Genomic DNA, 14,092 nt, shown 5'->3' with positions numbered 1-14,092 from the left:
CTCGGCGAACCGCCGGGCGCCGCCGAAGACCCGTCCACCCGGGCCCGCCCCGCAGTCGAGAGTCGCTCTAGCACCTGCGCTGATCCTGACCCCCAACGGGGCGGGCTGCCGGTGCGCAGCGCAGGCCTGACAAGCCGCGCCGGACACCACGGCCAAGGAGGGAAGCGATGTCGGAGAACGAGAGCACCTTCACCGACGTACTGCTGCACCACGCCGAGCAGCAGTCGGACAAGGACGCCCTGGTGTTCCTGCGGGAGGAGCCGGCCGGGCCCACCGCGGCCCGCCAGGTCAGGCTGCCGGCCCTGGCGGTGCCGGCCGGGATCGACCACCCGGCGCCGGCCCGGCGCGAGTACCGGCTGGCCGAGCGCCGGATGGACTACGCCGAGCTGGACACCGCGGCCCGCCGGCTGGCGGCCTGGCTGCAGGACAGACGGCTGGCCGGGGAGCGGGTGCTGATCCTGCAGGCGGACGCCGAGCGCTTCGCCGTCTCCTTCCTGGCCTGCCTGTACGCCGGTGTGGTCGCCGTCCCGGGCCCCGCGCCCAACGGCCGCCGCGGCAACGACGAGCGCACCCTCGGGATGATCAAGGACTCGGCGCCCCGGCTGATCCTCACCGACCGCGGCCACGCCCCCGACATCTCCCTGATGGCGGCCGTGGCCGGGCACGGCGAGGTCGCCTGCCTCGCCCTGGACGGCACCGAACTGCCCGACGCCGGCGACTGGCGGCGCCCGGACACCGACGGCGACACGCTGGCGATGCTCCAGTACACCTCCGGCTCCACCCGCGACCCGCGCGGCGTCATGGTGACCCACCGCAACCTGCTCGCCAACCAGCGGGCGATCCGGGCCGTGCTGCGCACCGGACCCGAGTCCACGGTCGGCGGCTGGCTGCCGTACCACCACGACATGGGGCTGGTCGGCCAGCTGCTGCACCCGCTGTGGCTCGGCGGCACCGGCGTGCTGCTCCCCACCGACCTGCTGATCCGCCGCCCGGCCCGCTGGCTGGAGGCGATCACCCGGTACGGGATCACCGTCAGCGGCGGCCCCGACCTCGGCTACGAGCTGTGCGTGCGCCGGATCGCCGACCGGCACCTGGCCCACTTCGACCTGTCCCGCTGGACCACCGCGGTCAGCGGCGCCGAACTGGTCCGGGCCGACACCCTGCGGGCCTTCGCCGAGCGCTTCGCCCCGGCCGGCTTCCGGGCCGCCGCGTTCGTCCCCGCGTACGGCCTCGCCGAGGCCACCCTGCTGGCCACCGCCCGGCCCAGCGGCCACGCCACCGCCCCGTCCGAGCGGGTGGTGGACGCGGCCTCGCTGGAGAAGCACCAGTTCGTCCAGCCGGTGCCGGGCCGGCCGGCCCGCACCCTGGTCAGCTGCGGGCGGCCGGCGCCGGACGCGCTCACCCTGCGGATCGTCGACCCGGCCACCCGGCGGGTGCTGCCGGAGGGCAAGGTCGGCGAGATCTGGCTGCGCGGCGAGGGCATCGCGCAGGGCTACTGGAAGCGCCCGCTGGAGACCGCCGAGACCTTCCGGGCGGTGACCGCCGAGGGCGACGAGGGCTACCTGCGCACCGGCGACCTCGGGGTGCTGCGCGACGGCGAGCTGTTCGTCACCGGCCGGATCAAGGAACTGCTGGTGGTGGCCGGCCGCAACCTCTACCCGCAGGACATCGAACGCGCCGTGCAGCAGATCAGCAGCTCCTTCGGCCCCGGCGTGGTCTTCGAGGTCGAACCGGGCCGCCCGCACGTGGTGGTGGTGCAGGAGGTGCGGACCGGCGGCCGCTTCGACGTCGACCTGGCCCGGCTCAACATGAGCGTCCGCCAGTGCGTGTCCCGGGAGTTCGAGGTCCGGGCGGGCAACGTGCTGCTGGTGCGGCCCGGCACCGTCCGGCGCACCACCAGCGGGAAACTCGAACGGGGCACCATGCGCAGACTCTTCCTCTCCGGCCGGCTGCAGGCCCTGCACCAGGTCGTCGAACCCGCGGTGGCCGCCCTGGTGGCCGGCGGCCCCGAGCGGACGGAGGCCGGACGATGACCACCGCCGTCGGCACCCGCTCCGCCGAGACCGCCGCCGCCCGCCGGATCCACGAACTGGAGAGCGCCCTCGGCGACCCCTGGGACCCGGACAACCCGCACGGCCACCGGGCCGTCCTGGAGGCCGACGACCGCAGCGAGCTGCCCGAGGAGACCGTGCGGCTGCTGCACACCCTCGGGCTCGCCGCCGAGTTCGTGCCGGAGCGGTTCGGCGGCCGCTTCGAGCGGGTCGACCTGCTCGCCCGGATGCTGCGGCCGGTCTTCCGGCGCGACCCCTCGCTGGGCGTCGGCTTCGGCGCCGGCTCCTTCCTGGCCGCCGTCTCGGTCTGGGCGGCCGGCACCGAGCGGCAGCAGCGCCGCACCGCCGAACTGCTGCTCTCCGGCGGCCGGGTCGCCGTCGCCTACCGCGACCTCGCCCACGGCAACGCCTTCCTGCGCGACGAGTTCGGCCTCACCGAGGACGATGACGGGCTGCGGCTGGACGGCGCCAAGCGGGTCATCGTCAACGCCGAGCACGCCGCCGCCCTGGTGGTCTTCTGCCGCACCGACGAGCGCCCCGGCAGCCGCAGCCACTCCGCGGTCCTGCTGGAGCGCGCCGCACTGCCCCGCGACCGGGTCCGCGACCTCGACCGCTTCCCCACCGTCGGACTGCGCGGCTGCACCATGAGCGGGCTGGCCTTCACCGACTGCCCGGTGCCGCGGGACGCGCTGCTCGGCGGCTGGGGCGACGGCGTCCAGCTGGCCCTCAGCTCGTTCCAGCTGACCCGCAGCGTGCTGCCCTCCATGGTGCTGGCCGGCGTCGACACCGCGCTGCGCACCGCGCTGCGGTTCGCGCTGGACCGCGGGGTCAACGGCCGCCCGGTGCTGCGCAACCCGCAGGCCAAGGCCAGCCTGGCCGGCTCCTTCGCCGACCTGCTGGTCTGCGACAGCCTCGCACTGACCAGCACCCGCGCCGCCCACCTCCACCCGGAGGCCACCGGGGTGTACGCCGCGGCCACCAAGTACCTGCTGCCGATCCTGCTCAGCGACACCGTCTACGACCTGTCGGTGCTGCTCGGCTCCAGCCTGTACGAGCGCTCCGGCGCCTACGGGATCTTCCAGAAGCAGGTCCGCGACCTGCCGATCACCAGCCTCGGCCACTCCGGCACCGCCGCCTGCCAGTCCACCGTGATCCCGCGGCTGCCGGTGCTCGCCGAACACGCCTGGCTGGCCGAACCGGCCCCGGTGCCGGGCCTGTTCCGGCTGCGCGACGACCTGCCGGCCTTCGACCCGGGCCGGCTCGGGGTGGCCGGCACCGGCGATCCGCTGCTCGCCGAACTCGCCGACTTCGCCGCCGGATCGACCGCCGTCACCGCGGCCGGGGAGTACCGCGAGGTACTGGAGACCCTGGTCCGCACGCTCGGCGCCGAACTGCACGAACTGCGCTCGGCCGCCCGCGCGCTGGCCGGCCGCCGCCGCGACGACCTGGCCGACCCGCGCAGCTACGCGCTGATGGACCGGTACTCGCTGCTGCTGGCGGCCGCCTCCGCGCTCGGCGTCTGGCGCCACCAGAACTGCGGCCCCGACCAGTTCCTGGCCCGCCCGGAGTGGGTGGTGCTCGCCCTGCTGCGGATCTGCCGCCGGCTCGGCCTCGGCCTCGCCGGCCGGCCCGCGCCGGGCGCCGAGGCCGCGGTCCTGGACGAACTGCTGCGCCGCTACCGCACGGGCGGCAGCTTCGACCTCTACGACGACCCCACCGCCGCCGTGCCGGCCGGCTGACACCCGATCAGGAGCCACAGATGACAACCGACCAGCGGACAGGGAGCGGACGATGAGCGTGGTGCTGGAACGGCCGGCCGAGCTGGTGGAGGAGATCGTCCGGGAGGCCGCCGCCGTGCTCGGCGGAGGGCACGCCGCGGTGCCGGTGGACGCCCGCTTCTACGACGACCTGGGCTTCGACTCGGTGATGCTGATGCAGCTGAAGTACCGGATCGAGCTGCGCTTCCCGGAACTCGGCGAGCTGTCGCTGGCCGAGATGGTGGACAGCCTGGTGAACTGCTCGACGCTGGCCGAGTACCTCGCCGAGCTGGCCGCGGAGGCACGACCGTGATGCCGGTCCAGGGCCCGGGGGCGGCCATCGGGCGGCCGATCCCGGTGTACCGCGGCCCGGACGGCGGCTGGGACGACGTCCGGGAGTCGCTCGCCCGGCGCGGCAGCGCTGTCCTGGTCGCCACCCTCGGCGACTGGATGCCCGGTGAGCGGGCGGCCGACGGGCCCGCCGCCGAGCCGGCCGGCGAGGACTACCCGGGCGACCGGGCGGTCCTCGGCCGGGACTGGGCCCGCTACCAGGCGATGTCCCACGACCAGGTGCGGGGCCGCTTCCTGGCCTCCCGGCTGCTGCTGAAGACCGCCGCCGGCGCCGCCCTCCAGGCGCCGCCGGAGACCGTCGACCTGGCCTACAAGCTCGGCGGCCGCCCGTACCTGCGCGGCTGCGACCAGGTGGACATCAGCCTCAGCCACACCGAGGACCTGCTGGTGGTGGGGCTGACCAGACGCGGCTGGATCGGGGTGGACGCCGAACTGGAGGACCGGCTGCTGCTGGGCACCGGCGCCGAGAAGCAGATCTGCACCCCGCACGAGGCCGCCCAGCTGGACCTGCTGGAGCCGGAGCGGCGCAACCCGGCGCTGGTGCGGCTGTGGACCCTCAAGGAGGCGTACAGCAAGGCGATCGGGCAGGGACTGCGGTTCCGCTTCACCGAGTTCGGCTTCCCCGGCGAGGACGAACCGGTCCAGGTGCTGCGGCCGGACGGCTCCCCGGGCACCGGCGGCGAGTGGAGCTTCGGCACCTGGGCGGTCACCGGCTACACCGTCAGCGTCGCGCTGTTCGACGCCGGTTTCGACGAGACCCCGGACATCGCCGCCGCCACCATGCTCGACGACGGTCTGGTGGACGCCCTGATCGGCCCGGTCCGCCCGGGATAGGCCGTGTCCGACGTTTCCCGCCGGGCGCGCGACGCCGGATCCGGCCGAGCTTCCGGAGTGTGATCAGAAGGTTGCTTGCCGCGATCTCCTGACTAGAATCGCACCTCTGGCAGGACACAGAGCCAGACCGATTCGAAGCTGTACCGGTATCGGAGGCTGACTCTGTGAGCCGGTGCGCGGACGGGGGCCCGGGCCAAGTGATTCGGATACTGCTCGCCGAGGACATGAACATGGTCCGGGGGGCGCTGGTGGCGCTGTTAGGCATGGAACCGGACATCGAGGTGGTCTCCGAGGTCGACCACGGCGACCAGATCCTGCCGCAGGCCCTGGCCCACCGCCCGGACATCGCGGTGCTCGACATCGACCTGCCCGGGGTGGACGGCCTGACCGCGGCGACCATGCTGCGCGAACGGCTGCCGTCCTGCCGGGCGCTGATCCTCACCAGCCTGGGCCGGCCCGGCACGCTGCGCCGGGCGATGGCGGCCAAGGTCTCCGGTTTCATCCTCAAGGACGCGCCGCCGGAGGAACTGGCCAAGGCGATCCGCAAGATCGCCTCCGGCGAACGGGTGATCGACCCCCAACTCGCCATGGCCGCTTGGGACTCGGGCGACAGTCCACTGACCAACCGGGAGGTGCAGGTGCTGCGGATGGCCGCGCAGGGCGCCGAGGTGACCGAGATCGCCGCCGGGCTGTTCCTGTCGGCGGGCACCGTCCGCAACTACCTGACCAACATCGTCACCAAGCTGAACGCCCGCAACCGGGTGGACGCGATCCGGATCGCGGACGAGGCGGGCTGGCTGAGCTGAGCGCCGCCGGCCCGGACGGCCGCGGCGGGGCGTCAGGAGACGCTGCGCAGGTCGGTCTGCTGGGCCAGCGGCACCAGCGCCACCACCTGGAAGGTGCCGTCCGGCTGGACGCCCGCGGTCAGCGTGCCGCCGATCGCGGCCAGCCGGGTCTCCAGGTTCCCGAGACCGCTGCCGCCCTCCTCGCCGGCGGCCCGCGGCATCGGCAACTGGCCCACCACCCGGGCGCGCTGGCGCTGGCGCTCGGGGACGCCGTCGTTGACGATCCGCAGCCGGATGTCCGGCCCGGCCTCGTTCACCTCGATCCGGCACCGCTCCACCTTGCTGTGCCGCAGCATGTTGGTCACCGCCTCGCGCAGCACGGTGGCCAGCGTGGTGTCGACCACCCCCGGCAGGTCGGCGCACTCGATCCGGGTCTCCACCGCGATGTCGGCGGCCTCCAGCATCCCCCGGGCCGACTCGGCCTCCCCGGCCAGCGACATGTCGCGGTAGCCCCGGGCGACCGCCCGCACGTCCGACAGCGCCTGCCGGGAGATCCCCAGCACGGAGGTGAGCTCGTCGACCGCCCGCCCCGGGTTGTTGTGCACCAGCCGGATCGCCACCTCGCTCTTCAGCGTGATCGCGGACAGGCTGTACCCGAGCAGGTCGTGCAGGTCCCGGGCGAACCGCAGCCGCTCCTGGGCGACCGCCAGCCGGGCCAGCTGGCCGCGCGCCCGGTGCAGTTCGACCACCAGGGTGACCAGCCGGCTCAGCCCGTACATCATCAGCCCGGACAGCAGGGTGGAGACCGCGACGTACACCACCTCGACCGGGCGGAGCTGGAACGCCACCGCCACCCCCGCCATCGAGAGCACCACCCCGGTGTACCAGACCCAGGCCCAGAGCCCTTCCAGCAGCATCAGTCCCGAGGCGGCCAGGAAGCCGCCGGCGGCGCCCCAGATGGCGCCGAAGACCAGGATCGGCAGGTACGTCAGCAGCGCCTGCACGGTCAGCGTCACCCGGCCGTATCTTCGCCGGACCTGCTTGGCCTGGGGCAGCGCGTGGACCAGCTGGCAGCAGCAGATCGCCACGAAGCAGACGATCCCGAGCACGATGCTGGTGGTGGCCAGCGGCAGCACGCTCAGGTTGACCGAGACCTGCACCAGGTAGGCGAGCAGCGCCGTGTAGAGGATGCCGAGCGCGAACAGCGGTGCGGGTTCGGGCCGGGCTGCCTCGTCACCGGCCAACTCGTCTCTCGCCACGGGTCCAGGTCCTCCGATCAGACACAACTGAGGACTGAGCGTACGGGGTGAGTGGCGGTCAGGCACCGTGGTTCCAGGGATGGTTGGCGGCGGCGGGGAGTGCGGCCGCCGGTGCGACCACCAACTGTCCGGTCGAGGACTCGGCGCGCCAGTCGAGCCGGGTGACCCGCGCCCCCGCCGAGATGTCGGCCGCCGCCAGCGAGGCCGTCGCCAGACCCATCGCCGCCGCGGTCAGTTCCAGGGTCTGCAGGGCCGCGCCGGTCTCCCGGAGCACCAGTGCGTAGCTCTGCCCGCTGAACTTCCAGGCGGTCCTGGCGAACCGCGCGGTCAGCGTGATCACCAGCGGCGGCGCCCCGGCCAGCCCGGCCGACACCCTGGTACAGGACAGCACCTTGGCCAGCACCTCGCGGTCGTCGCTCACCAGGGTCAGCCGGTGCCCGTCCGGGTCGTAGTGGAACACCCCCGGGGGCAGGCCGCGGCAGCGGTTCACCGTGACGTACAGCTCCAGCGGATGGGTGCCGCCGAAACTGCTGTACGGCCGGTCGCTGACCTCGTAGTCGGGCGGCCCGGACGGGTCCTTGCCGACCGAGCGGACCCGGGCCGAGCGGTACAGCAGCTCGCCGAGCTGCTCCAGGCTGAGCGTGGCCACCGGGTCGGCGCAGTCCGGCTCGGGGGCCGACCGCTCCAGGACGGCGCCCAGCGGCGGCGTGGCGGGGCCGTCCGCGGCCGGGCGCGGCAGGGTGAACCGGGGACCCTCGGGGGCGGGCCGCACCGCGGGCTCGGGCGCCACCCGGCCCGCGTGGGCGAAGGTCGCGCCGAAGTCGTGGTCGTGCCGGCCGATCGTGCTGCGGGTGTGGAAGAGCAGGTCCACCGGGGACCACAGGGACAGCACCGGGTCGGAGTCCTCGGCGAACTCCGCCGGGCCGCCGCCCCGCCCCGGCGACCCGGCGACCGCCAGGCCGGCGCCGAGCAGGTGGCCGGCCATCTCCCGGACGGCGTCCGGCGGGAACGGGTGGGCCGCGGTCAGCTCGGCCAGCGTGGTGGTCCAGCCGAGCGCGCCGAGCAGCCCCGCCACCGCCGGGCGGTGCGCGGCCACCCGGAACAGCGACAGCGGGGACTCCACCGTCAGGCCCGCCCCCGAACCGGACAGCACGGCGAACCGGGACAGCCGGATCGGCTGGTCCGGCCGCAGCTCCACCGGTTCGAGGACGGCCGCCGGCGAGATCGGCACCACCGACAGCAGCGGCAGTTCGCTGTCGGTCAGGCCGACCGACCGGATCGTCAGGTGCTGGATCCGGCCGAGCAGGGCGGACAGCCGCGCCGGGGCGCCGCTCTCCGCGTCCCGGAGGATGTTGCCGAGCGAGATCGGCCCGAAGGTCATCCGGCGCAGCGCCTCGCGGCCGGCGCGGTCGGGCCGGGCCAGCCGCACGGTGGTCCAGCGGTTGCGCAGTACCGCGTCGCCCCTCGGCCCCTCGAACTCGACGTCCACGTCCTCGCGGAGCGACCAGAGACGCTGGAGCTCCGGCGCGGAGCCTCGGGCCGATAGGTCCATGGGGCTCTCCGGGTTAGACAGTATGCGGATGACCACTATCGGGCGTGCCGGTCGAGCACCGCTCGAGTCCCGCACGAACCGATCCGACGATACCGTCGGCCGGGCAACTCACCTCCGGTGGGCCCGAGTTCGCAGGCCCGGGTCAGACGAACAGCGGCACCGGGTTGAGCCGCTCGTACGGGGTCGGCGCGGCGAGCCGGCCGAGCCGGACCGGGACGTCGTACAGCCGGCCCGGCGCGAACCGGGCCCAGAAGTGCCGCAGCCCCGGCACGATCACCCGGACCACCGGCAGCCCGATGTCCGCCCTGGTCTGGTCGAGCACCAGCAGCTCCATGCCGTGCCGGCGCAGCAGTTCGCCCGCGGTCTCCAGGTCCGCCCGCAGGTCGGTACCGGCCGGCGAGGGGCGGTCCCGCGGCCGGACCGGCGGCTGCGCCGGGTCGGCCAGCAGGTACGGGTGGCGGGCGACGGTCGCCGTCCGCCACCAGTGCAGCGCGGCCGGGTCCTGGAGCGAGTAGCGCGGCGGGCCGCCGGGTTCGGCCGGGGCGACCGCCGGCAGCAGCTGGTTGACCTCGGCGACGGCCCGGCGGACCGCCAGCGGGAACTCGTAGTGGGCGCCGAAGCCGAACACGATGTCCTCGGTCGGCCCCGTGACCCGGCGGGAGAGTACGGCCACCACCGGGATGCCGAGGTCGGCGGTGAGGTCGAGGGCCCACAGTTCGCGGCCCTGGCGGCGGTGCAGCCGGGACACCTCGGCGATCCAGGGGTCGTTCAGCGCGGCCAGGTCCACCCCGGGCTGGCGGGTGCGGTTGTACCACCACAGGGCGACCGCGTCCCGTTCCACCAGTTCCAGGAAGCCGTGCAGGACGGCGTCCTCCAGGGTGCCGCCCGCGGCGCAGCCGTTGGAGTCGGCGCGGGCGTAGCGGCCGCCGTCGCCCGGGTGGGCCGGGCCGTAGAACAGCATCGAGGTGGGCAGCAGCCGCTGCCGCTGCGCGGTGAGCGACCAGACCGGGGTCCAGTCGACCGCCGCCCGCTCGTCGAACGGCTCGCAGACCTGCTGGTAGCTGCCGTGCGCGGTGTTCCACCAGACCCGGTCCCGGTACTGCCGCTCGTGGTAGAGCTGGACGCGGTTGGGGTGGACGGCGGCCTCCCCGAGGCCGTGCAGGGTGTCGCGGATCCTCGGCTCGTCGCCGTGCAGCCGGCCGGACTCCCGTTCCAGCGCCTCGCACAGCGCGCTGACCCGGGCGTCGAGTTCGGTGACCCCCTTGCCGCCGCTCTCGCGGCGCAGCGGGGCCCGGCCGTCCGGCACGGTGCAGGTCCGGGCGGTGTAGGAGTGCAGCAGGGCGGGCGCCTCGGCGCGGGTGATCTGCTGGACGATCCCGGAGACCGGGCTGACCAGGTGGCCGTAGCGGTCGAGGACCTGCTGCGGGGTGAGGTGCCGGTGGCCGTTGCCGGTCAGCGAGTGCTTGCGCGCCGGGCGCAGCACCACCGGCCGCAGCATCCGGGACGGGCCCGCGCCCGGGGTGCCGCAGACCGGGCACTGCGGGCGGCCGGCCACCGCGTGCTGCTCGGCGCGCAGGCTCAGGGTGTCCAGGGTGTGGATCTCCTGGTGCTCCGAACCGGTCTTCCCGGCCAGCCACTTGGCGGCCTGCAGGGCCGCGAGCTGGAGGCCGATGGCGCGGGTGGCGCCGAGCGAGGCCTCGGGGCCGAGCGGTGGCTCGGACATGCCGAGGGCGTGCTGGACGGTCACCTCGTGGACCCGGTTGGCCCGCAGCCGGTGGGCCAGGCACTGCCAGCAGGCGCCGGCGGCCGGGTCGAGCACCGGGCCCGACCAGACCACCGAGCCGGTGGGCTTGGCGATCAGCCAGGGCCGTCCGGCGGCCCGCTGGGCCAGGTCGATCCGGCGCAGCACGGGGGAGAGGTAGTCGTCGCAGACCACCACGGTCAGTTCGGCGGCCGCGGGCCCGCCGGGCCCGACGCAGCGCAGTCCGGCGGCCTCGAAGGCCGGGCGGACGGCCGCCTCGTCGTCCTGGCCGACCGTCAGGATCCTGACCCGGCCCGCCCCGACCCGGGCCGAGGAGCTGGTGCCGTCGAGGCCGGCCAGCTCCCAGAACGCTTCGGCCCGCGGGTCCCGGCCCGGCTGGTCGGCCGGGCGGTAGCAGACCAGCCCCGCGGCGGAGAGCGAGCCGAGCAGCTCGCCGATCTCCGCCGCGGAGGCGAGGCCCTGGGCCTCCCGCAGCAGGGAGGGAAGGTCCCGGGTGCCGTCGAGCAGTGGTGCCACGGCCTCGACGTGCGGGCCGCGCAGGCGGGTGGTGCCCCGCTCGGATATCAGGTACGCCCCCTCACCGGCCACGACCTCGGCCCGCAGGTGGCGTCGGAACGCCAGGACCTGCGGGCCGGCCGTGGCCGGCGCCCCGTTCTCCGACGCAGCTCTCATTGGCGAGTGCAGAAGGTGAGGTCGGGGAGGATGGTCACGTCGTTCAGGTTCTCGATGGTCAGCGGGGCGCCGCCGGGGTTGCCGAGGGCCGGGGCCGGCGTGTCGAGCGGCAGGTGGATGCCGAATTCGGCCAGCACGGGCGCCGGTTCGGCGTCGTACCGGTAGCGGAGGGCCGGGTCGAGATGGGCGGCGATGACCAGTTCGGCGAAACGCCAGTCGCGCTCGAGGCAGGTGCTGGACGGTGCGGCTGGAACGGCGAGTGCGGTCACGGGAGCTACTCCGGTGTTAGGGATGGCCTGTGCTCACAATGGGTACGGCACGGAAGTCTGTGTGATCCGACCCCGCCGTGGACAGTGGATCCGTCATGCGCGTGGTGTGAGAATCCCATGGCGGACGCGTGCCGCGATTCCCGCCCGATCCGTGAGGATCTCACTGTTGCCGGCCACCCGCCGCGTGCGACGCTCTCCGGAGTGAGTCCCGGTGGCGCCCAGCAATGGAAGGGAGGCGGATCCATGCAGATCAACCTTCTGGGCCCGTTCGTCGCGCAGGAGCAGGAGACCTCCTTCGCACCAAGTGCCGCCAAGCCGCGCCAGATCCTGGCGTTGCTGGCGCTTCAGGCCAACCAGGTGGTGACGGTGCCGACGCTGATGGAGGAGATCTGGGGTGACCAGCCTCCGCGCAGCGCCTCCACCACGCTCCAGACGTACATCCTGCAGCTGCGCCGCAAGCTCGGGACGGCCTTCCACGCCGAGCAGCCGCAGGCGGCCAAGGAGATCCTGGTCACCCGGTACGGCGGTTACCTGCTCGACGTGCAGCCCGGCGAGGTGGACAGTTCGGAGTTCGAGCGGCTGCTGGCCCTCGGGCGGACGGCGCTCGCCGCGCACGACGACCTGAGCGCCTCGAAGCTGCTCGGCCAGGCGCTCGCGCTGTGGCGCGGGCCGGCCCTGGTGGACATCCAGGTCGGCCGGGTGCTGGAGATAGAGGTGCTGCAGCTGGAGGAGGCCCGGCTCGGCGCGCTGGAGAGCCGGATCTCGGCCGACCTGCGGCTCGGCCGGCACGCCATCCTGCTCAGCGAGCTGACCATGCTCACCGCGCAGCGTCCGATGCACGAGGGCCTGCACGCCCAGCTGATCCTGGCGCAGTACCGCTCCGGGCGGTCCTGGCAGGCGCTGGAGACCTACCAGCGGCTGCGTTCCACGCTGGTCGGTGAGCTCGGGATCGAGCCGTCGGCCCGGCTGCAGCGGCTGCACGCCGCGGTGCTCGCCGCCGACACCAGGCTCGACCTGGCCGGTGCCGAGCTGTCGATGGAGCTGCAGCACGTCGTCGGCTAGTGACGCGGCATCAGCCCGTGTTCGCCGTTCGGCCACCCGTTGTTCGTGTTTCCGGTACGGACCGCTTCCCGGCTGGTCCGTGCCGTGATCCGAGCCGGTCTCCACCGGTTGTCCAGTACCGGACGAGTGCGGCGCGAGATGCCGTTCCTACCGTCCGCCGCATGGACATCCTTGATGAGCTGGAGATCGTTCCCGCCGATGTGCGGGGTCGGGTGGCCGAGCTGCACGACCTTCGGGAGCAGGTCCGCCGTGGCCCGAGCGAGAAGGCCACCGAGGCGCAGCACGCGAAGGGGAAGCTGACCGCGCGTGAGCGGATCGCGCTGTTGTTGGACGAGGGTTCGTTCAACGAGGTGGAGCCGTTGCGTCGGCACCGGGCGCAGGGTTTCGGCCTGGAGGCGAAGAAGCCGCACACCGATGGCGTGGTCGTCGGGTGGGGGACGGTGCACGGGCGGCCGGTGTTCACCTATGCGCACGACTTCCGGATCTTCGGCGGTGCGCTGGGTGAGGCGCACGCGCAGAAGATCCACAAGATCATGGACATGGCGATCGCGGCGGGTGCGCCGCTGGTGTCGCTGAACGACGGCGCGGGTGCCCGGATCCAGGAGGGCGTCACGGCGCTCGCCGGGTACGGCGGGATCTTCCAGCGCAACACCCGGGCGTCGGGGGTGATCCCGCAGATCTCGGTGATGCTGGGCCCGTGCGCGGGCGGCGCGGCCTACTCGCCGGCGCTGACGGACTTCGTGTTCATGGTGCGGGAGACCTCGCAGATGTTCATCACCGGCCCGGACGTGGTGCAGGCGGTGACCGGCGAGAAGATCTCGCAGAACGGCCTGGGCGGCGCGGACGTCCACTCCACGGTGTCCGGGGTGTCGCACTTCGTGTACGACGACGAGCAGTCGTGCATCGAGGAGGTGCGGTTCCTGCTGTCGCTGCTGCCGCAGAACAACCGGGAGATGCCGCCGGTGCAGCCGAACGACGACCCGGTGCAGCGGCGGGGCGACGCGCTGCTGGACCTGGTGCCGGCGGACGGCAACCGGCCGTACGACATGCGCAAGGTGATCGAGGAGGTCGTCGACCACGGCGAGTACCTCGAGGTGCACGAGCGGTGGGCGACCAATGTGATCTGCGCGCTGGCGCGGATCGACGGGCATGTGGTGGGCATCATCGCCAACCAGCCGCAGTCGCTGGCCGGGGTGCTGGACATCCACGCGTCGGAGAAGGCCGCCCGGTTCGTGCAGATGTGCGACGCGTTCAACATCCCGCTGATCACCATGCTGGACGTGCCCGGGTTCCTGCCGGGTGTGGACCAGGAGCACGACGGGATCATCCGGCACGGCGCGAAGCTGCTGTACGCGTACTGCAACGCCACCGTGCCGCGGATCCAGCTGATCCTGCGCAAGGCGTACGGCGGCGCGTACATCGTGATGGACTCCCGCTCGATCGGCGCGGACCTGTCCTACGCCTGGCCGACCAACGAGATCGCCGTGATGGGCGCCGAGGGCGCCGCGAACGTCATCTTCCGCCGCGACATCAACGGCGCCGAGGACCCCGACGCGATGCGCGCCCAGAAGATCAAGGAGTACAAGAGCGAGCTGATGCACCCGTACTACGCGGCCGAACGCGGCCTCGTCGACGACGTCATCGACCCGGCCGAGACCCGCACCGTCCTCGCCTCCGCCCTCGCCATGCTCCGCACCAAGCACGCCGACCTGCCCAGCCGCAAGCACGGCAACCCGCC

At 73.6% G+C, this 14,092-nt stretch carries 11 protein-coding genes; 7 read left to right on the top strand and 4 right to left on the bottom strand.

Annotated elements, in window-relative coordinates; all coding sequences use genetic code 11:
- Positions 1-167 precede the first annotated feature (167 nt).
- The 5 genes from AC2TEW_RS20290 to AC2TEW_RS20270 all read left to right on the top strand — a co-directional run bounded on the left by AC2TEW_RS20290 (position 168) and on the right by AC2TEW_RS20270 (position 5,799).
- Positions 168-2,033 (top strand): fatty acyl-AMP ligase, encoded by a 1,866-nt coding sequence (locus tag AC2TEW_RS20290; protein WP_484624743.1) that lies wholly within the window; start codon positions 168-170, stop codon positions 2,031-2,033.
- Positions 2,030-3,790: an acyl-CoA dehydrogenase family protein gene (locus AC2TEW_RS20285; RefSeq protein ID WP_484624742.1), complete on the top strand. Its 1,761-nt coding sequence runs from the start codon at positions 2,030-2,032 to the stop codon at positions 3,788-3,790. Before AC2TEW_RS20290 ends, AC2TEW_RS20285 begins: the two co-directional genes overlap by 4 nt.
- Before the next feature lie 52 nt (positions 3,791-3,842).
- The gene (locus tag AC2TEW_RS20280; RefSeq protein WP_484624741.1) at positions 3,843-4,121 is read left to right on the top strand and encodes an acyl carrier protein; all 279 of its coding nucleotides are present in this window, start codon (positions 3,843-3,845) and stop codon (positions 4,119-4,121) included.
- A complete protein-coding gene (locus AC2TEW_RS20275; protein WP_484624861.1) occupies positions 4,121-4,993 on the top strand; it encodes a 4'-phosphopantetheinyl transferase family protein in 873 nt (290 codons plus the stop codon). Before AC2TEW_RS20280 ends, AC2TEW_RS20275 begins: the two co-directional genes overlap by 1 nt.
- A gap of 197 nt (positions 4,994-5,190) precedes the next feature.
- Complete coding sequence (locus tag AC2TEW_RS20270; protein WP_033820400.1) at positions 5,191-5,799, top strand: response regulator transcription factor; 609 nt, start codon at positions 5,191-5,193, stop codon at positions 5,797-5,799.
- 32 nt (positions 5,800-5,831) lie between these two features.
- Here the strand turns inward: AC2TEW_RS20270 and AC2TEW_RS20265 are convergent, their stop codons facing one another.
- The 4 genes from AC2TEW_RS20265 to AC2TEW_RS20250 all read right to left on the bottom strand — a co-directional run bounded on the left by AC2TEW_RS20265 (position 5,832) and on the right by AC2TEW_RS20250 (position 11,292).
- Positions 5,832-7,037 (bottom strand): sensor histidine kinase, encoded by a 1,206-nt coding sequence (locus tag AC2TEW_RS20265; RefSeq protein ID WP_484624740.1) that lies wholly within the window; start codon positions 7,035-7,037, stop codon positions 5,832-5,834.
- Between the two features lie 58 nt (positions 7,038-7,095).
- The gene (locus AC2TEW_RS20260; RefSeq protein WP_484624739.1) at positions 7,096-8,589 is read right to left on the bottom strand and encodes a SagB family peptide dehydrogenase; all 1,494 of its coding nucleotides are present in this window, start codon (positions 8,587-8,589) and stop codon (positions 7,096-7,098) included.
- Positions 8,590-8,731: 142 nt separating this feature from the next.
- Complete coding sequence (locus AC2TEW_RS20255; RefSeq protein WP_484624738.1) at positions 8,732-11,023, bottom strand: TOMM precursor leader peptide-binding protein; 2,292 nt, start codon at positions 11,021-11,023, stop codon at positions 8,732-8,734.
- The gene (locus AC2TEW_RS20250; RefSeq protein WP_051812391.1) at positions 11,020-11,292 is read right to left on the bottom strand and encodes a hypothetical protein; all 273 of its coding nucleotides are present in this window, start codon (positions 11,290-11,292) and stop codon (positions 11,020-11,022) included. Before AC2TEW_RS20250 ends, AC2TEW_RS20255 begins: the two co-directional genes overlap by 4 nt.
- Positions 11,293-11,535: 243 nt before the next feature.
- Between AC2TEW_RS20250 and AC2TEW_RS20245 the strand changes: the two genes are divergently transcribed.
- Positions 11,536-12,354 carry an AfsR/SARP family transcriptional regulator gene (locus tag AC2TEW_RS20245; RefSeq protein ID WP_033820403.1) on the top strand — a complete coding sequence of 273 codons (819 nt, stop codon included), beginning with the start codon at positions 11,536-11,538 and terminating at the stop codon, positions 12,352-12,354.
- A 161-nt stretch (positions 12,355-12,515) separates the two neighbouring features.
- Positions 12,516-14,092 (top strand): acyl-CoA carboxylase subunit beta (locus AC2TEW_RS20240; protein WP_484624737.1); only part of this gene is annotated, 1,577 nt, incomplete at its 3' end.

This window comes from Kitasatospora sp. NEAU-CNBT7 (assembly GCF_057220535.1).
The sequence above is the reverse complement of the archived record's forward strand: the minus strand, read 5'-3'. Positions and strand labels throughout refer to the sequence as shown.